We start from the raw sequence: 21,434 nt of genomic DNA on the forward strand, positions 1-21,434 counted from the left end.
TTCGACTCGGGCTCGCGCTGGGGCGCTCGCCCGGCTCAACCAGCGGACCTTGCACACCGTCGGTCGAGTAGGGCGAACGAAGTGAGACCTGGTGCGCACGGTCACCTGGTCTCGATACGGCTCGCCCTAGGGGGCTCGCCTACTCGACCGGCGGCCTCGGGGTCAGTCGTCGTCGCGGATCACGATGTTCAGGACCCAGCTGACCAGGGTGATGATCAGGGCTCCGGCGACCGCGTCCCAGAAGAAGTCGTCGACGTGGAACGAGAGGTTCAGCTGGTCGGAGAACCAGGAGAGCAGCTGGAGCATCAGGGCGTTCACGATCAGGGTGAACAGGCCGAGCGTCAGGATCAGCGCCGGCAGCGAGATCAGCAGCGCGATCGGCTTCACGACGGCGTTGATCAGACCGAAGATCACGGCGACCACGATCACCGTGACGACCTTGCTGCTGGTGCTCTTGGAGTCGTCGACCAGGGTGATGCCCGAGATCACGGCGGCGGCCACCCAGAGGGCGACGGCGTTGATGCCGGTCTTGATGGCGAAGTTGACCATGCGCTCATCCTGGCAGCCCACCCGCCCCGAACGCCGGACCCCGACGCCCGCGGCGGCTCCTACAGTGGTGCCCATGACTGACCAGACCACGCCGACCACCGACGTTCGGCTGCGCACGACGCTCGCCGGGGTGCCGGGCTACAAGCCGGGCAAGCCGGCCGCGCCGCGGACCGACGTGACGACGTACAAGATCTCCTCGAACGAAAACCCGTACCCGCCGCTGCCCTCGGTGCTGAAGGTCGTCCAGGACGCGGCGACCCAGATGAACCGCTACCCGGACATGGCCGTCTCGGCGCTCACCGCCAAGATCGCCGAGACGCTGGACGTGCCGGCCGAGCACGTCGCGACCGGTACCGGCAGCGTGGGCGTGCTCGGGCAGCTGCTGCAGATCACCTGCGAGCCGGGCGACGAGGTCGTGTACGCGTGGCGCTCGTTCGAGGCGTACCCCATCGTCGTGGCGCTCGCGGGCGCCACGTCGGTGCAGGTCCCGCTGACCGCCGACGCCCGGCACGACCTGGAGGCGATGGCCGAGGCGATCACCGACCGCACCCGGCTGGTCCTTGTCTGCACCCCCAACAACCCGACCGGCCCGGTCGTGCACGCCGACGAGCTGGACGCGTTCATCGCCACGGTGCCCTCCGACGTGCTGATCGTCATCGACGAGGCGTACCTGGAGTTCGTCCGTGACGGCGACGCCCCGGTGGCGCTGGACGTCTACCGCGAGCACGCGAACGTCGCTGTGCTGCGGACGTTCTCGAAGGCGTACGGCCTCGCCGGTCTCCGGGTGGGGTACGCGGTGGCGCAGGCGCCGGTCGCCGAGGCGCTGCGCAAGGCGGCGGTCCCGTTCGGCGTGAGCACCGTCGCGCAGGAGGCGGCGATCGCCAGCCTGGACGCCTACGACGAGCTGGCCGAGCGGGTCACCGCCCTGGTCCAGGAGCGCGGGCGGGTCCTGGAGGCGCTGCGCGGTCAGGGCTGGGACGTGCCCGAGACGCAGGCGAACTTCGTCTGGCTGCCGCTGGGCGAGGACACCGTGGAGTTCGCCGAGATCGCCGACGACGCGGGTCTGGTGGTCCGGCCGTTCGCGGGGGAGGGCTGCCGCTGCACGATCGCCGAGACGGAGGCCAACGACCGTCTCATCGAGGTCGCGGGCGCGTTCCGCAACCGCTGATCCCACGCGGAAGGCCGGCGTACGAGGACACCCCACCGCCCCTCGTACGCCGGCCGGTCCGTGGGCTCACCCGGTGTGGTGAGCGTGCGGTGCCGTCGAGGGCACCAGGTGCGCGAAGACGACGATGTTGTCCAGGTGATGGCCCGAGTCGCCGTCGTACACGCCGCCGCAGGTGATCAGGCGCAGCTCGGCACGGTCGACGGTCCCGTAGACCTTCTCGGTGGGGAACGACGCCTTGGGGTACTGCCCGACCTGGTCCACCTGGAACGCGGCGGTCGTGCCGTCCTGGCGGTCGACCTCGATCCGCTGGCCGGGCTTCATGGCGCCGAGCTCGAAGAACACCCCGCGCTTGCTCTGCCAGGTGACGTGCGCGGCGACGATCGACGGGCCGAGCTGACCGGGCGTGGGGCTCCCGGTGAACCAGCCGGCCTGCTTGCCGTTCTGCGGGACCTCCATGCGGCGGTTCGGCTGCAGCCCGAGGTCGATGACGTCCGTGTCCACCTTCAGCGAGGGGATGCGGACCCGGGTCGGCTGCGACCGGTCCAGCACGTCGCCCTGCGGGACGGCGTACGCCGCGCCCTTCCGGGCGGGCGGCGGCGAAGACGCAGCGCCAGAAGGGCTCTCGGCCGCCGCGGTGGAACGGCCCGGGGACGGGGGCGTGGCCGTGTCCTGCTTCGACAGGCCGTAGGCCACCAGTCCGGTCCCGCTCAGCGCGAGCACGGCGGCCGTGGCCGACACCGTACGGAGTCGACCACGGCCGGACGTGATACCCATCGGGATCGGTCAGCTCTGCCGGCCGAGACGGCGGCGGTAGGCCCAGGCGCCGCCGGCTCCGGCGAGCGTGAGCGCGCCGAGACCGAGGATGCCCACGTCCTCGACCCCCTGGGTGGTGCCGTCGCCGGTGTCGACACCGCCGGTCGGCTCAGCGCCCACCGAGGCGCCGCTGACCGTGCCGCAGGTGGCCGGGTTGGTGGCCTCCTGCGGGATGCCGCTCACACCGAGGGACTTGGCGAAGGTGGACTCGCCGAGCGCGTCGAGGTCGTACTTGTCGTTGCCGTTGGCGTCGAGGCCGTGCTGGACGATGTGCAGGTTCTTCAGCTTGGCGCCGGCGCCCGCGGGCAGGGTGATGGTGCGGTCGTAGGACAGGTTGCCCTGGGCGTCCGCCACGGGCATCCGATCGACGGCGAGACCGCTCTTGGGGCTGGTGTCGCCCTTGGTGGTCAGCGAGATCATGATGTCGCCGTACATCGGCAGGCCCTCCTCGGTGCTCACCTGGCCGTCACCGTTGGTGTCGGCGGCCGAGGTGGGGCAGGTGAAGTTCTTGTTCTCCGAGAACGAGCCGTGGAAGTGCTGAGCGTGCGGCGAGTTCGGCGTGAAGCCGCTGCCCGTGATGTGGACCTTCAGCTGGTCGCCCATGACGTGCACGGTGGCCGTCGAGTGCGAGCCGCTGTTGTTGCCCATCGTGTCGGTCAGCTTCATCGTGTACGTGCCATCGTCCGCATGGGCGCCCGAGGCACCCGCAAAGATCATGGCGCAGGCCGCCGGCGCCGCCAGGGCGAGCTTTGTGGTGGTGCGCATCGTTGAGCTCCTTCGGTTGGGTGCCCCGCCTCTGTGGGGTTCATCCGGGGCTGACGTACAGGGGTTCGGCGCGACCGATGGACCGGATGGGTGGGCGGGGTCACGTTTTTCGGACCGCGCCGCTCGGCCGTGTTGGATGGGCGGGTGCTGTCGGCGTACCTCCCCCTGCTCCGCACTCCGGGTGCCCCACGCTTCGTCGCCGGGAGTGCGCTGGCGCGGCTGGGCAGTGCGATGTTCGGTGTGGCCGTCGTCGCGATGGTCTCGGCCCGACGCGAGTCGTACGGTCTGGCGGGCGGTGTCTCGGCCGCCGGGCTGGTGGTGCTGGCGATCACCGCCGCCGTCGTCGGGCGGCTCATCGACCGGCGTGGGCAGCGCCGCATCGCGCTTCCACTCGTCGGCTGGACCGTGCTGTGGGGGTCGACCCTGGTCGTCCTGTCCGTCGTGGAGGCCCCGGCCTGGACGCTGTTCGTGGCTTACGCACTCGCGGCCATCGTCGCGAACACCGGCACCATGTCGCGGGCCCGCTGGTCGCACCTGCTGACCGACCGGCCGGACCGGCTGCACACGGCCATGTCGTTCGAGCAGGTGATCGACGAGCTCTCGTTCGTCTTCGGTCCCGTGCTCGCGGTCGTGCTGTCGACGCAAATGTTCCCCGAGGCCGGGTTCGTCGCGGCCGGGCTCTGCTACGTCGTGGGCATGGTCGTCTTCCTCGGCGCGCGCAGCACCGAGCCGCCGGTCGACCGGGACGCGCAGCCGGACACCACGCTCGCGCTGCGCCGTCCGGGCATCGTGCTGCTCGGCCTGGTGATGTTCATGACCGGCACGATCTTCGGCTCGAACGAGGTCGTCACCATCGCCGTCGCCGAGCACCTGGGCCGCAAGGACCTCGCCGGGCCGGTGCTCGCGCTCTTCGCCCTCGGGTCGGCCGGCGCCGGGCTGGTGTACGGCGCTCGTACGGTGCGGCTGAGCCTGCCCACCGCGCTGGTGGCCGGCACGCTCGGGATGGTCGTGCTGGAGGCGCCGGTCCTGCTCGCGGGCGACTTCGTGAGTCTGTCGCTGGTGATGCTGGTGGCCGGCGTCGCGACGGCGCCGACGCTCATCACCTCGATGAACCTCGCCCAGCGCCTCGTCCCGGCCGGTCAGGTCAACGAGGCGCTCAGCGTCGTGATCACCGGGCTGATCGTCGGTGTCGCGGCAGGCTCGGCGGCCGGCGGACGGGTGGCGGAGGCGTACACGCCGCAGGCCGGCTACTGGGTGGCGGTCGTCGCCGGCGCTCTGGCCGTCGTCCTCGCCGTGCTCGGCCGGCGCACCCTCCGGACGCCCTGACGCGGTGCCGCGGTCCTCCGAGATGGTCGTCCGCGCCCCGTGCAGAAGGAACGCGCGCTATTGCGCCCGTTCCTTCTGCACTCCCTTCGAGGACGGCGCTCCGAGGAATCGCTGCGCGTCAGCGCGGGGAGTGGATCGCAGATGCTGGTCGGTCATCGGCTGCGACGGGCGGTGATCAGCCAGGCACCCGCGGCGAACCGGACGCCGTGCTCGGCGCTGTGGTGGGCGGCGAGCGCCTCCCGGATGCGGTCGATCGCGCCGCCCGCGTCGCTGCCCAGCGCGTCGAGCGCCTCACTCACGGACCGGAACCCGAGGACCACGTCGAGCGCGTCCTGCACCGTGCGCCCGTAGAAGACCGGCTCGCGCACGTCCTCGAAGTGCGCGTGACCGAAGCCGGCGCCCTCCATGAGGCGGGTGGTGGCGTCACGGTCGCCCAGCGAGAACGGGTCCATCCCGCGCGACGGTGGGAACGCCGTACGGCCGAGCGCGGTGTCGATGGCCCGGGACCACTCGTTGTCCTCGCCGGGCTGCCACACCAGCATCACCAGGCGGCCGCCGGGCCTCAGCGCGGCGGCGATGTTCGCGAACGCCACCGGCGGGTCGTCGAAGAACATTGTCCCGAACCGGCTGACGGCCACGTCGAACGAGGCGGGCTCGAAGGCGTACGTCTGCGCGTCACCGGGGACGAACCGGACGTTGGAGAGGCCCTCCTCGACTGCGAGCCCGCGCGCGCGGCCCAGCATCTCGGCGGACGTGTCGACCCCGGTCACCGAGCCGGGAGCGGCGGCGCGAGCCGCCTCGCGGGTGGTGAGCCCGGCCCCGCAGCCGACGTCGAGGACCGCGTCGCCAGGCTCGATGCCGTACGCCGCCCGCAGGTGCTCGTGCAGCGCCCGCAGCTCGACGTCGTAGAAGTCCGGCCCGACCGGCGATGCCACCTCGCAGATGCTAGCGACGAGGGGCGATGGTCGGGTGGTGCCGCGGCGCTGGTCGGGTGGTTTCGGTCCAATGAGTGACCGGTCGGGTCGCTGGTCGGGCTGGTGGGGGTGGTTTCGGTGCGGTGAGTGACCGCTCGGCGCGCTGATCGGGGCGCGCTGGGGCGACCGACGACCGACGACGACGAGGCGCCTGCCACCCGGACAGGTGTGGCAGGCGCCTCGCGCGACGATCAGCGCCGGGTCAGTTGGCAGCGACCTTGCGGTAGGCGTCCAGCGACGTCGGGGCGTCCGGCGCCACCAGCTGCGGCAGCACCTTCTCGAACTTGGCGTCCAGCTTCAGGCTGGGCAGCACCTTGTTCGGGTTGTTCGACGTGGCGACGACCGCCGCACCCCAGGCCGACGCCGCGCGGCGCTGGTTCGGGGTGCCGTGGTGGCCGGTGGCGTCGAACTGGCAGTCGCCGACGGCGTAGAACGCCTGCTGCGCCTGCAGCACCTGGTTGGCGTTGAGGCCGACACCCTTCTTGTGCGTGACGAAGTAGGTACCGAACGAGTCCGCCATCAGCTCGGTGCGACGCGTCGCCTCCGGGCCCTCCAGGTCGGAGTCGAACAGGTTGTCCTCGTACTGCACGTGGTGGGCCATCTCGTGACCCATCACGGCCTTCGGGCCGACCTGGTTCAGGCCGATTCCCTTGAGCGCGGCCAGGATCCCGTCGCCGAAGACCAGCTTGTCCTTCAGCCGCTTGAACACCGGGTCGGTCTCGCCGACGGCGGAGTAGGCGAACGCGTTGAGCGTGAAGATCGGGTTCTCACCGTTCTGCAGGCCCGCGTCGCTCTTGACGATGCTGATGATGTCGTTCGCCAGGTCGATGGCCTCCTGGCCCTCCAGCCCGTAGAAGAGCGTCACCATCCGGGCGACCCGGTTGGTGTCGGTCATCATCGTGCCGTGCATCGCCATGAGCTGCACGTCGTTGAGCCTGACGTCCCAGAAGCGCTGGGCGTACCCGAACGTCGTGGTCAGCGAGCTCGCGTACGCCGACGGCAGCTGGTAGTTCGCGCCCTTCGGCGTCCCGTAGATCAGCGCGTCGTACGAGGGGAAGTCCAGCGCGCCGATCATGCTCAGCAGGAACAGGTTGCCCGGGTCGACGTCCTTGAGGATCGAGTCGACGTAGGCGTCCAGCTTGGTCGGGCCGCAGTCGTAGTCGTCGGGGTTGATGACATTGGCGACCTTCGCCTGCACGACGTCGCGTACGGGCGAGGCCTCGAGGTGGTGCTCCTTCAGCACGGCGTCACGGCGGGTCTGCCAGTCGGCCGGGAGCTTGGCGAGGATCCGGTCCATCGTGGCGCGGTCCTTGGCCGTCACGTCCGACGTCGCGTTGTAGATCTTCGCGGACGGCGACGGCTGGGGCTGGGTGGCGGCGTGGCTCGGGAGCGCGGTGCCGACCGACAGCGTGAGGGCTGCCACCGAGGTGACCGCCCAGGCAAGACTCTTCTTCAACGTTCCTCCTAGATTGACGGCCGCCCACCTTCGTGATCCCTGAAGTACGGCCGTGCCGGAAGTCTCCGGACGACTCACCGGTAACGCGATAGCCGGGCACCGGTCCATGCGGACAAATGACCAAGCCTTGACCGCTCGGGAACCAATACCCGGGAGTCAGCAGGGGGAGGACGTCCCGATTGGTGAGACGCCGAGGGCCGCGGGTAGCCTGCGACCGACAGCAGTGTGAGCGGCACCACAACACGGGTGACGCTGGTCGTCGAGGGCCGGAGACCCCGTCCGTTCGACGCACGTGAACCGCCGGCCCCGACCCCGGCCGGAGGAGAAGGAGACGCAGTGAGCGACGAGCCCACGGTGCGTCACCATGAGTCTGTGGTGACACCCGCCGGAGAGCACGACATCACCGACGGTGGGCCGGACATGGTCCAGTTCCTCGACGCCGAGGGCAACCGTCTGGAGACGAACGAGAGCAACGCCCCGTACGCCGAGATCGTCGAGGCGCTGACGGCCGAGGACGGCCGCGCGATGTACCGCGACCTGGTGCTCGTGCGCCGGGTCGACGCCGAGGGCCACGCGCTGCAGCGGCAGGGCGAGCTCGGTCTGTGGCCGTCGTTGCTGGGCCAGGAGGCCGCTCAGGTCGGCGCCGGCCGCGCGATGCGCCCGCAGGACTACGCCTTCCCCGGCTACCGCGAGCACGGTGTCGCCTGGTGCAAGGGCGTCCCGCCGGAGAACCTCCTCGGCATGTTCCGTGGCGTCAACAACGGTGGCTGGGACTCCAACGAGAACAACTTCCACCTGTACACGATCGTCATCGGCAACCAGATGCTGCACGCGACCGGCTACGCGATGGGCATCCAGCGCGACGGCGCCGTCGGCACGGGCGACGAGTCCCGCGATGCCGCGGTGATGGCGTTCACCGGTGACGGCGGTACGGCCCAGGGCGACTACAACGAGGCGCTCGTCTTCGCCGGGGTCGCCAACGCGCCGGTCGTCTTCTTCGTCCAGAACAACCAGTGGGCGATCTCCGAGCCGAACTACAAGCAGTTCCGCATCCCGCCTTACCTGCGCGCCCGCGGCTTCGGCTTCCCCGGCGTGCGCGTCGACGGCAACGACGTCCTCGCGTCGTACGCCGTCTCGAAGGCCGCGATGGACGCCGCCCGCGCGGGCCAGGGCCCGACGCTGATCGAGGCGTTCACCTACCGGATGGGCGCGCACACCACCTCCGACGACCCGACCAAGTACCGCATCGCGGCCGAGGTCGACATCTGGCGCGAGAAGGACCCGATCAAGCGCATGCGCGGCTTCATGGAGAAGAACGGCCATGCCGACCAGGAGTTCTTCGACGCCGTCGACGCCGAGGCCGACGAGATCGCCGCCCGCATCCGCAAGGCGTGCCAGGAGATGCCGAACCCCGAGCTCCCCACGATGTTCGACAACATCTACGTCGACGAGCACCCGGTCGTGGCGGCCGAGCGCGACGAGTTCGTCGCCTACCACGCGTCGTTCGAAGGGGCGGGCCACTGATGACCACGCAGAAGCTCACGCTGGCCAAGGGCCTCAACTCGGGCCTGCGCGCCGCCATGGAGGCCGACCCCAAGGTCGTCCTGATGGGTGAGGACGTCGGCAAGCTCGGCGGCGTCTTCCGCATCACCGAGGGCCTGCAGAAGGACTTCGGCGAGGACCGCGTCATCGACACCCCGCTGGCCGAGTCCGGCATCGTCGGCACCGCCATCGGCCTGTGCCTGCGCGGGTACCGCCCGGTCGTGGAGATCCAGTTCGACGGGTTCGTCTACCCCGCGTTCGACCAGATCATCAGCCAGGTCTCCAAGATGCACGCCCGCTCGCTGGGTGCGCTGCGCCTGCCGATGGTCATCCGCATCCCGTACGGCGGTGGCATCGGCGCGGTCGAGCACCACTCCGAGTCCAACGAGGCCTACTTCGCCCACACCGCCGGCCTGCGCGTCGTCACCTGCTCGGACCCGGGCGACGCGTACTGGATGATGCAGCAGGCGATCGCCTCGGACGACCCGGTGATCTTCTACGAGCCGAAGCGGCGCTACCACGAGCGCGGCGAGGTCGACATCGACGAGACCGCCGGTGCGCCGCTCGGTCTGCACCAGGCGGCCGTCCGCCGGGAGGGCACCGACCTCACGCTCGTCACGTACGGGCCGATGGTGAAGACCTGCCTGCAGGCCGCTGAAGCCGCTGCTGCAGAGGGCATCTCGCTGACCGTCGTCGACCTGCGCTCGCTGTCGCCACTGGACCGGCCGACCGTCCTCGACGCGGTGAAGAAGACCGGCCGTGCGGTCGTCGTGCACGAGGCGTCGACGTTCCTCGGTATGGGCGCCGAGCTGGCCGCGCTCATCCAGCAGGAGTGCTTCTACCACCTGGAGGCCCCGGTGCTGCGCGTCGGCGGCTACAACATCCCGTACCCGCCGAGCCGGTTCGAGGAGGAGTTCCTCCCGAACCTCGACCGTGTGATGGACGCCGTCGACCGGTCGCTCGCTTTCTGAGCCATCAGCAAGGAGAACGCTTTTCATGGCTGTGAAGCAGTTCAACCTCCCCGACCCGGGTGAGGGTCTGGTCGAGGCGGAGATCGTCACCTGGAAGGTCAAGGCGGGCGACACCGTCAAGACCAACGACATCGTGGTCGAGATCGAGACCGCCAAGTCGCTCGTCGAGCTGCCCATCCCCTGGGAGGGCACCGTCGTCGAGCTGCTCGTCGAGGAGGGCACGACGGTCGACGTCGGCGCCCCGATCGTGTCCGTGGACGTCGCGGGTGCCGAGGGCGACCCGGCCGACGGCTCGGCCACCGACCTCGTCCCGGACACCGCCTCCGGCAGCGCTGCCGGTGGCGAGGAGCGCGTCGCGAACCTGGTCGGCTACGGCCCGTCCGCCGGTACGACGACCCGCCGCAAGCGGCGTCCGGCTGCCCCGGCGGCGGCTGCTGCGCCCGAGCCCGCTGGTCGAGGAGGCGAGCCCCCCAGGGCGAGCCGTCTCGAGACCTCCGTAGCCGCGGGTGGCGAGTCTCCCTCTGCGGCACCGGGTTTCGACACGGACTCCGCTAGCGCTCCGTCCGGCTCAACCAGCGGTGGTGGCGCGTGGTCGTACTCCACGAGCAACGGTCGCAAGGCGCTCGCGAAGCCGCCGGTGCGCAAGTTCGCCAAGGACCGCGGCGTCGACCTCTCGCAGGTGATCCCGACCCGCGAGGACGGCGTCATCTCCCGCGCCGACGTCGAGGCGTTCATCGCCGACGGGCCGTCCGAGGCGGCCGCCCCAGCCGCGAATGTCGACTACCCGGCCCTCCATGCGGTGCCGGGCAGTCAGAGTTCGCTGGGAGGGGGCGAGCGCGAGACGCGGATCCCGGTCAAGGGCGTGCGAAAGATGACCGCGCAGGCGATGGTCGGCTCGGCGTTCACCGCGCCGCACGTCACCGAGTTCATCACCATCGACGTGACCCGCACGATGGAGCTCGTCGAGCGGCTCAAGGCCGACCGCGAGTTCCGCGATGTCAAGGTCACGCCGCTGCTGGTGCTGGCCAAGGCGCTGTGCATCGCCATCCGCCGCAACCCGGGCATGAACGCCACCTGGGACGAGCAGGCGCAGGAGATCATCCAGAAGAACTACGTCAACCTCGGCATCGCCGCCGCCACCCCGCGCGGCCTGCTCGTCCCGAACATCAAGGACGCGCAGACGATGGACCTGCGGCAGCTGGCCGAGGCGATCGGTGCGCTGACGACGACGGCGCGCGAGGGTCGTACCCAGCCGGCGGAGATGTCGGGCGGCACGATCACGATCACCAACGTCGGCGTCTTCGGCGTCGACACCGGCACGCCGATCATCAACCCGGGCGAGTCGGCGATCGTCTGCTTCGGCGCGATCCGCAAGCAGCCGTGGGTCGTCACCGACGCCGACGGCAACGACGAGCTGGCCATCCGCCAGGTCACCCAGCTGTCGGTGTCGTTCGACCACCGGCTCATCGACGGCGAGCTGGGCTCGCGGTTCCTGGCCGACGTCGCCGCAGTCCTGGAGGACCCGAGCCGCGGTCTGGTCTGGGGCTGAGGCCACCGGCCGTGCCACGCTGAGCGTGTGACCGGTGGGAGGGCTCGGGCGGCGGTGCTCGGCGTCGTCGTCCTGACCCTCCCGCTGGTCGCGTGCGGACCGCAGCCGTCCGGCCGGTACGAGGAGTACGCCGCGCTCGGCGACTCCTACACGGCCGCGCCGTGGGTGCCGGTCACCGAGGCGGCGTCCGGGTGTCTGCGCTCCAGCGGCGGCTACCCGGTGCAGCTGGCGGCCCGGCTGCACGTGGGCGTGCTCCGCAACGTCGCCTGCGCGGGCGCCCGGACCGCCAACGGCACGACCCCGCAAGGGCACAACGAGCCGCAGCTGGACGCCGTCAGTCGCTCGACCGACCTGGTCACGGTGTCGCTGGGCGCGAACGACGAGCGGGTCTTCGGCCGGTTGTCGGCGACCTGCGCCCAGGCGGCCGCCGACCGGTCGGGACCGGACTGCCGGCAGCGGCTGAGCCCCGGCGGCGTCGACCAGATCCGCCGGGCCACCGAACGGACGAGGGGTCGGCTGGCCGGGCTGCTTCGCCAGGTCCGGGCCCGCGCGCCGCACGCCCGGGTCGTGGCCGTCGGCTACCCGGCGCTCGTCCGCCCCGGCGACCACTGCCCGGACCGCCTGCCGTGGCGGCCGGAGGACTACGCGTACGTCGCGTCGAGTATCGGGGCCCTCAACGCGGCGGTGCGCGGTGCGGCCGCCGATGCGGGCGTCGCCTACCTCGACGTCGCCGCGGCCTCCGCCGGGCACGGCATCTGCGACGCCCAACCCTGGGTCAACGGCGTGCACGGCGACCGCGCCGCAGCCGCGCCGCTGCACCCGTTCGGCCGGGAGCAGACGGCGATCGCCGATCTGCTGGTGAGGATGCTGACCTGAGGGCGTCAGCGCAGGATCGGGAACCGCCGTACGACGGCGAGCCCTTCCCACCAGGTCGCCAGGCTGAAACGGCGCGCCGCGGGCAACGCCGCCAGCCCGATCAGCAGCAGGGCGTAGACCAGGTGCTCGTCCACGATCGGGTTGTTCTCGGGCACGAGCAGCGCGAGGCGCAGCGACACCATCAGCAGGATGCCGGACACGGTGGCGATCCGCGTCGCGACGCCGAGGATCACGGCGAGACCGACGCCGCCCATGCCCAGCATGAACAGCCAGTCGAAGACACTGACGCCGGCCATGGACTCGTACATCGGGCTCAGCGGGCTGTCAGTGCCGAACTTCAGAAACCCGTACGTCGGTGAGCCGCCGTGGATCCAGGCGTCGGGTCCGAGCCGGTCGAGCGCCCCGGTCTTCGGGTCCTTGCCGGTGGCGAACCCGAGCGCGAGCAGCTTGTCGAGGAACGCCCAGAAGAAGACGAACCCGACCACGAGCCGCACGACCGGCCACACCCAGTCCTGCGCGGCCGCGAACACGGGGCGCGGCCCGCGGATCACCTGGACGGAGTCGGGCTCACGCTCGTCTACTGTCGTCGTCATGGATCGGGATCCTCGCTGCAGGGCGCAATCAGACTGTTGAAGTTTTCACGATCCTGACTCTCTTGGTCGTTCCTGGTGGCAATGACCACCTGGCGCTGGGGATCCGCGAACTCCGCCCATGGGCGCGGCCGTCCTGTGGTTCCATCGCGGTGCCGGTCGGCCGGCCGGTGACGATGTGGGGGAGGAGGCCTGATGGCGACGGTTGCCCAGGCTGAGGACGCTGGGACGGTACGCGAACGCCGGCCCAGCGCGTACGTGTCGGTCGGCTCGATCTCCGTACCGGTCCGGGTCGAGGGCGTGCTGGCGCTCGTCGCGGTCGTGCCGCTGGTCCTCTGGACGGTGCTGCTGCTCGGCCGAGGCTGGACGCCGCAGGGGGACGAGGCGCTGCTGGCCATCCGGGTGCACGACGTGTTCAGCGCGCACCCGCCGCTGACCGGGATGCGGTCCACCAGCTCGAGCACGGCCCCCGACGTGTGGGCGCACCACCCCGGACCGCTGCAGTTCTACCTCCTGGCGCCCCTGTACGCCCTGACCGGTTGGTGGCCGGGCGCCCTGCTGATCGGCTCGTTGCTGCTGGTGGGGGCGTTCGTCCTCGTCGCCGTGATCGGCGCGTACCGGGCCGGCGGCCGTGCGGGCGCGGTGGTGGTCGCCCTGGTCGCGCTCGCGACGGCCCGCGTCGGCGGCCAGCAGCTGGTGCTGCCGCTGAACATCTGGCCACCGATCCTCGGTCTGCTGGCCGTTCTCGTCCTCGCCTGGCTGCTCGTGCTCGGGCGCCGGCGGGCTCTGCTGCCGTACGTCTTCTGCGCGAGCGTCATCGCCCAGGGCCACATCGCGATGCTCCCCGTCGTGGCCGTGCTGACCCTCGTCCTCGCCGGTGTCGGAATCGTCCGGCTGGTCCACACCCGACGGACGCGCTCGCGGCGGCTGCGCACACGCCGGTTCGGGACTGGCATCGACCGCGACTGGCGGCGGTCGCTCGGCCTGACCGCGCTGCTCGCCGTGCTGTGCTGGCTGCCTGTCATCGTCGAGCCGTTCGTCTCCTCCGAGCCCAACCTCCCCGAGCTGTGGCGGCTGTCCCGCAGCGATGGCGGCCCCGGCGGAGTGACCGTCGTCCGGGCGCTCGAGTTCCTGCTGAGCAACCTGGCCCCCCTCGGGCCGCACGCGCTGGCCGGGTCCATCCACGAGGTCTCGGGGGTGCTCGTCGCCGCGGGGGCGGTGGTCGTCGTTCTGGCTGCCGTGGCCTTCGTCCGGCCGACCCGGTCCTGGATGCGGTCCGGCCTGGGCGTGGCACTCACCGCTTACGGCACGCTGCTGTGGGCGACGTCCAGCGTCCGGGTTCCCCTCCAGATGGTCTACAGCCTGCTGGGGATGTCGGCCGGGCTGCTCGTCACCGGCCTGGTGGGCTGCTGGCTGTACGACCACGCCGCGCGTCGCGTCCGGGCGCGGGTGCTCGGGGCGCCTGTGGCCGCCGTCGTCGCGTGCCTGGTGGCGCTCGGCTCCTTCGTGCTCGTCGGGTCGGCGTTCGGCCCTCTCACCACCGGGTACGGCGGCGACGTCGCCCGAGCGCGCTCGGTCGTGCGCGGCGTCCAGGAGCGGATGGCGGAGCAAGGTCTGCTCGGACGGCCGACGGTCGTGGAGTTCGCGGGCTCGCAGTCGTGGGTCAGCCTCGCTCCTGCTGTGATGATCGACCTGGAGCAGGAGGGTTCGCCCGTCTACTTCAACGTGTGGTGGCCCCGCCCGCAGGACGACGATCACCGGCGGACCCGTGAGGCGCCGGCGGACGCCGTCCGCGTCCTCGTCCGCGACCGCATCGACGCCGAGCCGTGGGCCGGTGACCTGCCGGGGGCCACGACGACGGTGCCGTTCCAGTTCGAGGTCCCGAGCGGTCAGCTGAACGTCGAGGTGCTGATCCGGCCCTGACGCCGTACGCCGTACGGCGTGCCGCGGGTCAGTCAGGTCCGGCGGCCGCCGGTCGGCTCGTCCTCGGCGGGCAGCTCGTCCATCGTGTGGCCGGCACTGACGTCGGCGCACACCTGCGTGACGTCGTCGACCACGCCGCGCTCGCGAGGTGCCTCCGGCTCCGGCTCGGCGGCGGCCGTGGCTCCTGCCGGCGCGGCGGGTGCGGCCGTCCCCGGCGTGGGGGCCGTCCGCGCGGCCTGGCTCGCCGACTGCGCCCGCAGCTCGACGTGCGGCATCAGCAGCAGCACCAGGAAGCCCAGGAGCATGACGACGGCCGCGCACAGGAACACCAGATCCATCGAGTCGGCGAACCCGACCTTGAACGGATGAGCGATCCGGGAGTCCATCCGGGAGATCACCGAGGAGTCGTCCAGGACGCCGCTGAGGCCGCCTCCTGCGCCGGTGCCTCCGCGCAGCGCCTCGACCACGCCTCGGTTGGCGGGATTGGCGAGCACGGCGGGGTCGGCGGCTGCGGCGCGGAACTCCGGCGTGGACGACGCCTGCCTGAGCGCGGTCGCGATGTTGTCGCCGACGGTGCTGAACAGTACGGACAGGAACACCGCGACGCCGAGCGTGCCGCCCATCTGCCGGAAGAACGTGGCGGAGCTCGTCGCCACCCCGATCTCCTGCGGGGGGACGGAGTTCTGCGCGATCAGGGTCAGCGGCTGCATGCAGTTACCGAGGCCGAGACCGAACAGCAGCATGAACGCCATCACCAGCACGAGGGTGGTGTCGGCGTGGACGTACTGCCACATCAGCGCGAGCGCGACGGTCCCGAGCGCGGTGCCGACGATGGGGAGCGGGCGGATGATGCCGGTGCGGCTCACCACCTGCCCGGAGAAGACGCCCGCGATCATCAGGCCGAGCACCATCGGCAGCATCAGGAACCCCGACTCCATGGGGGAGGCGCCGTGCACGATCTGCATGTACTGCGGCAGCACGATGATTCCGCCGAACATCGCCATGCCGACGATGATGCTGGCGACGATGGTGACCGCGACGGCGCGGATGCGGAAGATCCGCAGCGGGATCAGCGCGTCGTCGCCCATGGCCCGCTCGATGAGGACGAACGCGATCACGCCGACCGCGCCGATCGCGTACGCCGCGAGCGAGCGCCCGGAACCCCAGCCCCACTCGCGTCCCTGCTCGGCGACGGTCAGGAGGGGTACGAGCGCGACGACGAGGCTGGCCGCGCCCCACCAGTCGATCCGGGCCTCGCGGCGGCGGTACTCCAGGTGCAGGGTGTGGTTGACGACGAACAGCGCGAGGATGCCCAGCGGCACGTTGATGAGGAACACCCAGCGCCACCCGGAGATCCCGAGCAGCGTGTCCGCCTCGGCGAAGAACCCGCCGACCACCGGTCCGAGCACGCTCGTCGTGCCGAACACCGCCATGAAGTAGCCGGTGTAGCGAGCGCGCTCGCGTGGGGGCACGAGGTCACCGATGATCGCGAGGACGAGCGTCATCAGGCCGCCGGCACCGATCCCCTGCACCGCACGGAACGCCGCGAGCACGTACATCGACGTCGCGAACGAGCACAGCGCCGAGCCGACGATGAACACCGTGATCGCGAACAGGAACAGCTTCTTGCGGCCGTACAGGTCGCCGAGCTTGCCGTAGATCGGGGTCGTGATCGTCGAGGTGATGAGGTACGCCGTCGTCACCCACGCCTGGACCGACAGGCCCTGCAGGTCGTCGGCGATCGTGCGGATCGCCGTACCCACGATCGTCTGGTCGAGCGCGGCGAGGAACATGCCCATCAGCAGGCCGACGAGGATCGTCAGGATCTCGCGGTGGCTGAGCTCACCCGAGGCGGGTTCGGAAGCGGTGGTCACGGGACCTCCCTGTCTGTAGACCCACTATGGATACCCCTACGGCCCCGCGGCAAGCGCCTGCGCCCGGGACCGGTCATACTCCGCGCGTGGACAGCGAGAGGAGCGGGCGTGCCGGTGCGCGCCGGCGGGCGTGCGGGTGGTTGATCGCGGGCTTGTCCGTCTGCGTGCTGCTCCTCGCCGCGGGGATCGGGCCGAAGCCGGGCCTCGACGCCTGGATGATCGGTCTGCTGATCGGTCCTGCGGTTGCGGCCATGATCGCGGCCGCGGTGTGGCCGGCGCCGCGGATGCCCTCGTCGGTGCTGCTGTCACGGTCGGGCGACGGTGCATGGGAGGGGTTCATCCGCCCATACCTTGTCCCGCTGCTCGCAACGCCGCTGGCGTTGTTCGGTGGCGCATACCTGGGCGCCGGGTTGTCGCTGCTCGCGGCGGTGGACGGCGCTCTGGGGTCGGTGCTGTTCGACAACGGCGGCTACCTGGAGTGGTGGGACCCGCTGTTCGGGCTGCTGATCGGCGTGCTCGGCGGATACGTGCTGGTGCTGGCGCTGGTCGTGCCGATGCGCGTGGCGGTGGACGCCCGTCGGTCGTGGTCACAGGACCGGGCGGAGGCGCTGCGGAAGCTCGCCTTCGTCGTCCTCTGGACGATGCTGATGGCCGCCGGCACCGCGATGTTCGTCGCCTATCCGCCCGAGGACGGCGGCGACACCGACCAGCTGGAGTCGGTGCGGCAGGCCGCGATGCTGCTGATCGGTCGACCGCCGGCGGGGACGCCGTGGTGGGCGGTCGGGTTCGGCTGGGCGGCCGTACTCCTGGGGCTGGCCGGCTGCGGACTGCTGGCCCGGTCGCGGGCCCTGCGTCGTTCCCGGAGCGAGGTCGGCACAGGCCCGTTGCTGGGCGGCGGGTCGTGAGGTGGTGCTGGTGCTCGGGGGCGGTCGACCTAGCCGCCGAGGTCAGCGCCGGGTCGTACTCGTTCTCAGGACGGGTGGGAGAGCGCTTGCCGTACCGAGGCTTCGGCTGCTGACGCGCGTTGCGCGTCGCGGTCACGGTCGTTCTCCATCGCTCGTCGGGGAGCGCATCATCGCACTCGCCAGCGCTCGGTTCCGTAAGAGAAGGTGCGTACGGACGCACTTCTCCTTACGGATCGCGCTCGACCGGTTGCGTACGATCGCCGCCCGCGACCAGCCGAAGCCGGCCCCGGCGTCAGGGAACGATGACGAGCGCTTCGAGCACCCGGCGGGCAACCTCCTCGTCGCCCTCGACGGAGTAGCGCAGCTCATCGACCGGGTAGCGACCGGCGCCGGCTCGGGCCAGGCCCTCGGTCGTCATGCGGATCGTCGTGACGTGCTCGGCGCTGTGGTCGAGGCCGTCGACGGTGCCGGAGAAGAGCGGCTCGGCGACCGGCGTACCGTCCTCGCCCTCGACGACGCGCATGCCTTCACGGGCGAGGACAGGGCCGGTGGACTCCACGATCACCGCGGTCCCGACCGGCAGGTCCGCGTCGGCGAGCGCTCCTTCGGGGAACGCCTCCAGGACCTTCATCACGAACAGCGCGGCGGCCGGGGAGTCCAGGTCGCCCGGGCGGCCCATCGCGTCCCGGATGTCCTGCTCGTGGCACCAGATGTCCATCGTGCGGAGGGTGAGCAGGGACAGCGCCGGACGGGGCCCCGTCGGTCCGGGGAGCGGGGTGTCGTCGGTGAGCTCGGGGTCCTGCAGCGTCTCGGCCCGGCGCGCGATGACGCGGGTGAGCTCGGCAACCACCTCCGCGCCCGTCCAGGACCGGCGCACCTCGACGGCCCGCTCCATGAACCGGCCCGTGTCGTGCCGCAGCCAGGGGTAGTCGGGGACCTCGACATCGGGGTCGACGTGGCCGTCCAGCCGCGTCTCGAGCCCGGCGACGTGCGCGATGTGGTCCTTGACCGTCCACCCCGGGCAGGTCGTCTCCCGTGCGAGCTCGGCGTCGCTCGCGGTGGTCGCCAGGTCGATGACCGCCTGGGTGGTCTGCTTCCAGGCCTCGACCAGCTCGGGCAGCTGGGTGGGTGCAGGAGGGTGCATTGCCATGGCGCTCACCCTACGGAGCGGGCGGCACAGCACGTGTCCAGAGACTGAACCTAGGCTGTCGGTCGTGAGTAGTGGGTACATCGGCGACAACCGGCGACGGATGAGCCCCAGCTGGATCGTCCTCATCGGCGTCGTCGCACTCGTCGTCTGCGCTCTCGCCGCCTGGTACGGCCGCGCGACGCAGGCGCTGGAGATCGGCGACCCCGGCGCACTGGTCCGGTGGGGCCTCCCGCTGACCCGCGTCGTGCATGACATCGCCGCCGCGCTGACGGTCGGCTCGCTGCTGATCGGCGGGCTGCTCGTGCCGGAGGCCGCGTCCACCCGCCGCCGCGAGCGCGCGGGCACGATCGCCGCGTACTCCGCTCTGACCTGGGGCCTCGCCGGGGTTCTCGGCGCGATCCTCGGGTACGCCGACGTGGCCGGCAGCCCGGTGGGTTCGGCCGGCTTCTGGTCGTCGGCATGGACGAGCACCTGGGACCTGGACCAGCTGCGCGCGCCGGCGATCACCGCGCTGCTCGCGCTGCTCGTGGGACTGGTCGCGGTCGTCGACCGGTCGCGCAACACCCAGGTCTGGTTGCTCGCGACCTCCGTCCTGGCCGTGCTGCCGCTCGCGCTCGCGGGGCACGCCGCGGGCAGCAGCGACCACGACGCTGCGGTGAACTCCCTGGCCGGCCACCTGGTCGGCATCACCCTGTGGGTCGGCGGCCTGCTCAGCCTGCTGGTCATGTGGCCCCGGCTCGGCAAGGGCGCAGCCACCACCGTCCAGCGGTACTCCACGGTCGCGCTGTGGTGCTACGTGCTCGTCGCGCTGTCCGGGGTCCTGAACGCCTGGATCCGCATCGGTGGGTTCGGCGGGCTGACGACCCGGTACGGCGTGCTGGTGCTGCTCAAGGTCGCCGCCGTGGTCGTGCTCGGGGTGTTCGGGTACCTACAGCGCGACAAGGTCGTCGACCTCCTGCGCGCCGACCCGTCGGCCCAGCCGCCCAAGGCGCTGTTCGCCCGGCTGGCCGGTGTCGAGGTGCTCGTCATGGGCGTCGCGGTCGGGCTCGGCGTGGCGCTGACCCGCTCGATCCCGCCCGTCAGCGAGGTCACCCGGTCCACCGACCCGGCGCTGGAGCGCACCGGCTACCCGACGCCGCCCGACTTCGAGCCCTCGGCCTTCTGGACGATGTGGCGTACGGAGTGGCTCTTCACCTCCGTCGCGGTGGTCGCCGTCGGCGTCTACGTCGCGTGGGTGCTGCGGCTGCGCCGCCGCGGCGACCAGTGGCCCGTACGTCGCCTCGTCCTCTGGGTGCTCGGCTGGGCGATCTTCGTGTACGCCGTCGACAGCGCCGTAGGCATCTACGGGCGGGTGATGTTCTCGGTCCACATGGTCGAGCACATGCTCATCGCCATGGTGGTCCCGCTGTTCCTCGTGCTCGCCGCGCCGGTCACGCTGGCGCTGCGGGCCCTGCCGGTTCGCAAGGACGCCACGCTCGGACCGCGCGAGCTGCTGCTCGCGATCGTCCACTCGCGGTTCCTGAACGTCCTCGGCAACCCGGTCGTCGCGGCGGTGCTGTTCTTCGTCAGCCTGGTCGTCTTCTACTACTCACCGCTGTTCGGGAAGGCGCTGGAGACCCACACCGGCCACGTGCTGATGGTCGTCCACTTCATGCTCACCGGGTACCTCTTCGCCTGGGTGCTCGTCGGCGTCGACCCCGGCCCGCGCAAGTGGCCGGCCCCGCTGCGGCTGCTCGTGCTGCTGATCACCGTCGCCGCGCACGCGTTCTTCGGCGTGGCGCTGATGACCGGCACCGGGCTGCTCGCGCCGGACTTCTTCACCGCGCTGCAGCTGCCGTGGGTGGCGGACCCGCTGGAGGACCAGCGCGCCGCCGGTGGTGTCGCGTGGGGGACCGGAGAGCTGCCGACCCTGATCCTGGCCATGCTCGTCACCGCCGACTGGCTGCGGCAGGATTCGGCCGAGGGCCGCCGACAGGCCCGGCAGGCCGACCGCGACGACGACGCCGAGCTCAAGGCGTACAACGAGTACCTCGCCTCCCGATCCGGATCCGGCCGCACGCCCGAGCACAAGGAGTGACACCGTGACCAGCCCGACGACGTCCGCCGGCCTTCGCGTCGCCCTGATCCAGCTCGCGTACGACGACAGCGAGACCGTGCCGGAGCGTACGGCGCGAGTCGTCGACCTCGTCCGTGCCCAGCGCGGCCACGACCTGGTGGTGCTGCCGGAGCTGTGGCCGATGGGCGGTTTCGACTACCGCGCATGGCCCGACAAGGCCGAGGCGACCGACGGCCCGGTCGTGAAGGCGCTCGCGGAGGCGGCGCAGGACGCGGGCGTGCTGCTGCACGGCGGCTCGATCGTGGAGCGTCCCGCCGACGAGCTCGGCCCCGAGGGCAAGGGGTTGTGGAACACCTCGGTCGTCCTGTCCGCGGACGGCGCGCTCGCCTCGACGTACCGGAAGATCCACCGGTTCGGGTTCGCCGGGGGTGAGCCGCTGCTGATGGAGGCGGGCGCCGACCTGGTGCTGATCGAGCTGCCGAACGGCTCGCACGCGGCGCTGTCGACGTGTTATGACCTGAGATTCCCCGAGCTGTACCGCGCCCAGATCGACCAGGGCGCAACGGTTTTCCTGATCCCGGCCGCATGGCCCATGGCCCGCATCGAGCACTGGCGGCTGCTGCTGCGCGCTCGCGCGATCGAGGACCAGGCGCTGGTGATCGCCTGCAACACGGCGGGTACGCACGCCGGTACGGAGATGGGCGGGCGGAGCGCGGTGATCGCCCCGAGTGGTGAGGTCCTGGCCGAGGCGGGTACGGGCGAGGAGGTCCTGTCCGTGCAGATCCCGGCCGGCCTGGTCGAGTCCGCCCGCGAGTCCTTCCCCGTCCTCTCCGACCGCCGCCTCTGACCCATCACCGGTGGTCTCGATACGTCCTCAGGAGGTCCCGCTGGTTGAGCCAGTGCGAGGCGCCAGCCGAGGACCGTGTCGAAACCCCGTGACGCACAGG

At 71.2% G+C, this 21,434-nt stretch carries 18 protein-coding genes; 10 read left to right on the plus strand and 8 right to left on the minus strand.

What is annotated here, in order from left to right; translation table 11 throughout:
* Window positions 1-162: 162 nt before the first annotated feature.
* A complete protein-coding gene (locus tag P4R38_RS00705) occupies window positions 163-549 on the minus strand; it encodes a phage holin family protein (protein ID WP_275237068.1) in 387 nt (128 codons plus the stop codon).
* A gap of 73 nt (window positions 550-622) precedes the next feature.
* On the opposite strand from P4R38_RS00705, the gene hisC reads away from it, so the two are divergent.
* Window positions 623-1,717, plus strand: a complete 1,095-nt coding sequence (hisC, locus tag P4R38_RS00710) for a histidinol-phosphate transaminase (protein WP_277190543.1) — start codon at window positions 623-625, stop codon at window positions 1,715-1,717.
* Between the two features lie 66 nt (window positions 1,718-1,783).
* Here the strand turns inward: hisC and P4R38_RS00715 are convergent, their stop codons facing one another.
* Window positions 1,784-2,455: a class F sortase gene (locus P4R38_RS00715; protein WP_277190544.1), complete on the minus strand. Its 672-nt coding sequence runs from the start codon at window positions 2,453-2,455 to the stop codon at window positions 1,784-1,786.
* 45 nt (window positions 2,456-2,500) lie between these two features.
* Window positions 2,501-3,295, minus strand: a complete 795-nt coding sequence (locus tag P4R38_RS00720; protein ID WP_277190546.1) for a hypothetical protein — start codon at window positions 3,293-3,295, stop codon at window positions 2,501-2,503.
* A gap of 144 nt (window positions 3,296-3,439) precedes the next feature.
* Here P4R38_RS00720 and P4R38_RS00725 point away from each other — a divergent pair, with 144 nt between their 5' ends.
* Entirely contained in the window at window positions 3,440-4,621 is a 1,182-nt protein-coding gene (locus tag P4R38_RS00725) for an MFS transporter (protein ID WP_277190548.1), read from the plus strand.
* 152 nt (window positions 4,622-4,773) lie between these two features.
* On the opposite strand, the gene P4R38_RS00730 is transcribed toward P4R38_RS00725, so the two are convergent.
* Both P4R38_RS00730 and P4R38_RS00735 read right to left on the minus strand, forming a co-directional pair.
* Window positions 4,774-5,556, minus strand: a complete 783-nt coding sequence (locus P4R38_RS00730; protein ID WP_277190550.1) for a class I SAM-dependent methyltransferase — start codon at window positions 5,554-5,556, stop codon at window positions 4,774-4,776.
* A gap of 241 nt (window positions 5,557-5,797) precedes the next feature.
* Window positions 5,798-7,051, minus strand: coding sequence for a neutral zinc metallopeptidase (locus P4R38_RS00735; RefSeq protein ID WP_275237074.1), 1,254 nt, complete (start codon window positions 7,049-7,051; stop codon window positions 5,798-5,800).
* A 336-nt stretch (window positions 7,052-7,387) separates the two neighbouring features.
* Between P4R38_RS00735 and pdhA the strand changes: the two genes are divergently transcribed.
* From pdhA to P4R38_RS00755, 4 genes are read left to right on the plus strand one after another with little or no spacing between them, the layout of a single operon-like run.
* Entirely contained in the window at window positions 7,388-8,575 is a 1,188-nt protein-coding gene (gene pdhA, locus P4R38_RS00740; RefSeq protein ID WP_409201225.1) for a pyruvate dehydrogenase (acetyl-transferring) E1 component subunit alpha, read from the plus strand.
* The gene (locus P4R38_RS00745; RefSeq protein ID WP_275237075.1) at window positions 8,575-9,564 is read left to right on the plus strand and encodes an alpha-ketoacid dehydrogenase subunit beta; all 990 of its coding nucleotides are present in this window, start codon (window positions 8,575-8,577) and stop codon (window positions 9,562-9,564) included. Before pdhA ends, P4R38_RS00745 begins: the two co-directional genes overlap by 1 nt.
* A 25-nt stretch (window positions 9,565-9,589) precedes the next feature.
* A complete protein-coding gene (locus tag P4R38_RS00750; protein WP_277190552.1) occupies window positions 9,590-11,113 on the plus strand; it encodes a dihydrolipoamide acetyltransferase family protein in 1,524 nt (507 codons plus the stop codon).
* A gap of 27 nt (window positions 11,114-11,140) precedes the next feature.
* Window positions 11,141-11,989, plus strand: coding sequence for an SGNH/GDSL hydrolase family protein (locus P4R38_RS00755; protein WP_277190553.1), 849 nt, complete (start codon window positions 11,141-11,143; stop codon window positions 11,987-11,989).
* A 5-nt stretch (window positions 11,990-11,994) separates the two neighbouring features.
* Here P4R38_RS00755 and P4R38_RS00760 read toward each other — a convergent pair whose 3' ends face one another.
* Window positions 11,995-12,582 (minus strand): hypothetical protein, encoded by a 588-nt coding sequence (locus tag P4R38_RS00760; protein ID WP_275237078.1) that lies wholly within the window; start codon window positions 12,580-12,582, stop codon window positions 11,995-11,997.
* Window positions 12,583-12,774: 192 nt separating this feature from the next.
* Here P4R38_RS00760 and P4R38_RS00765 point away from each other — a divergent pair, with 192 nt between their 5' ends.
* Window positions 12,775-14,502, plus strand: a complete 1,728-nt coding sequence (locus P4R38_RS00765; protein ID WP_277190555.1) for a hypothetical protein — start codon at window positions 12,775-12,777, stop codon at window positions 14,500-14,502.
* Between the two features lie 32 nt (window positions 14,503-14,534).
* On the opposite strand, the gene P4R38_RS00770 is transcribed toward P4R38_RS00765, so the two are convergent.
* Complete coding sequence (locus tag P4R38_RS00770; protein WP_277190556.1) at window positions 14,535-16,376, minus strand: MDR family MFS transporter; 1,842 nt, start codon at window positions 16,374-16,376, stop codon at window positions 14,535-14,537.
* An 86-nt stretch (window positions 16,377-16,462) separates the two neighbouring features.
* Between P4R38_RS00770 and P4R38_RS00775 the strand changes: the two genes are divergently transcribed.
* Complete coding sequence (locus tag P4R38_RS00775; protein ID WP_277190558.1) at window positions 16,463-17,281, plus strand: hypothetical protein; 819 nt, start codon at window positions 16,463-16,465, stop codon at window positions 17,279-17,281.
* Window positions 17,282-17,573: 292 nt separating this feature from the next.
* Here the strand turns inward: P4R38_RS00775 and P4R38_RS00780 are convergent, their stop codons facing one another.
* A complete protein-coding gene (locus tag P4R38_RS00780; RefSeq protein ID WP_277190559.1) occupies window positions 17,574-18,431 on the minus strand; it encodes a maleylpyruvate isomerase family mycothiol-dependent enzyme in 858 nt (285 codons plus the stop codon).
* A 64-nt stretch (window positions 18,432-18,495) separates the two neighbouring features.
* Here P4R38_RS00780 and P4R38_RS00785 point away from each other — a divergent pair, with 64 nt between their 5' ends.
* Together P4R38_RS00785 and P4R38_RS00790 are read left to right on the plus strand one after the other, a co-directional pair.
* Window positions 18,496-20,508: a cytochrome c oxidase assembly protein gene (locus tag P4R38_RS00785; RefSeq protein WP_277190561.1), complete on the plus strand. Its 2,013-nt coding sequence runs from the start codon at window positions 18,496-18,498 to the stop codon at window positions 20,506-20,508.
* 4 nt (window positions 20,509-20,512) lie between these two features.
* Entirely contained in the window at window positions 20,513-21,334 is an 822-nt protein-coding gene (locus P4R38_RS00790; RefSeq protein ID WP_277190562.1) for a carbon-nitrogen family hydrolase, read from the plus strand.
* Window positions 21,335-21,434: the final 100 nt, after the last annotated feature.

It is taken from the genome of Luteipulveratus flavus, assembly GCF_029439465.1.
Lineage (GTDB): Bacteria > Actinomycetota > Actinomycetes > Actinomycetales > Dermatophilaceae > Luteipulveratus > Luteipulveratus flavus.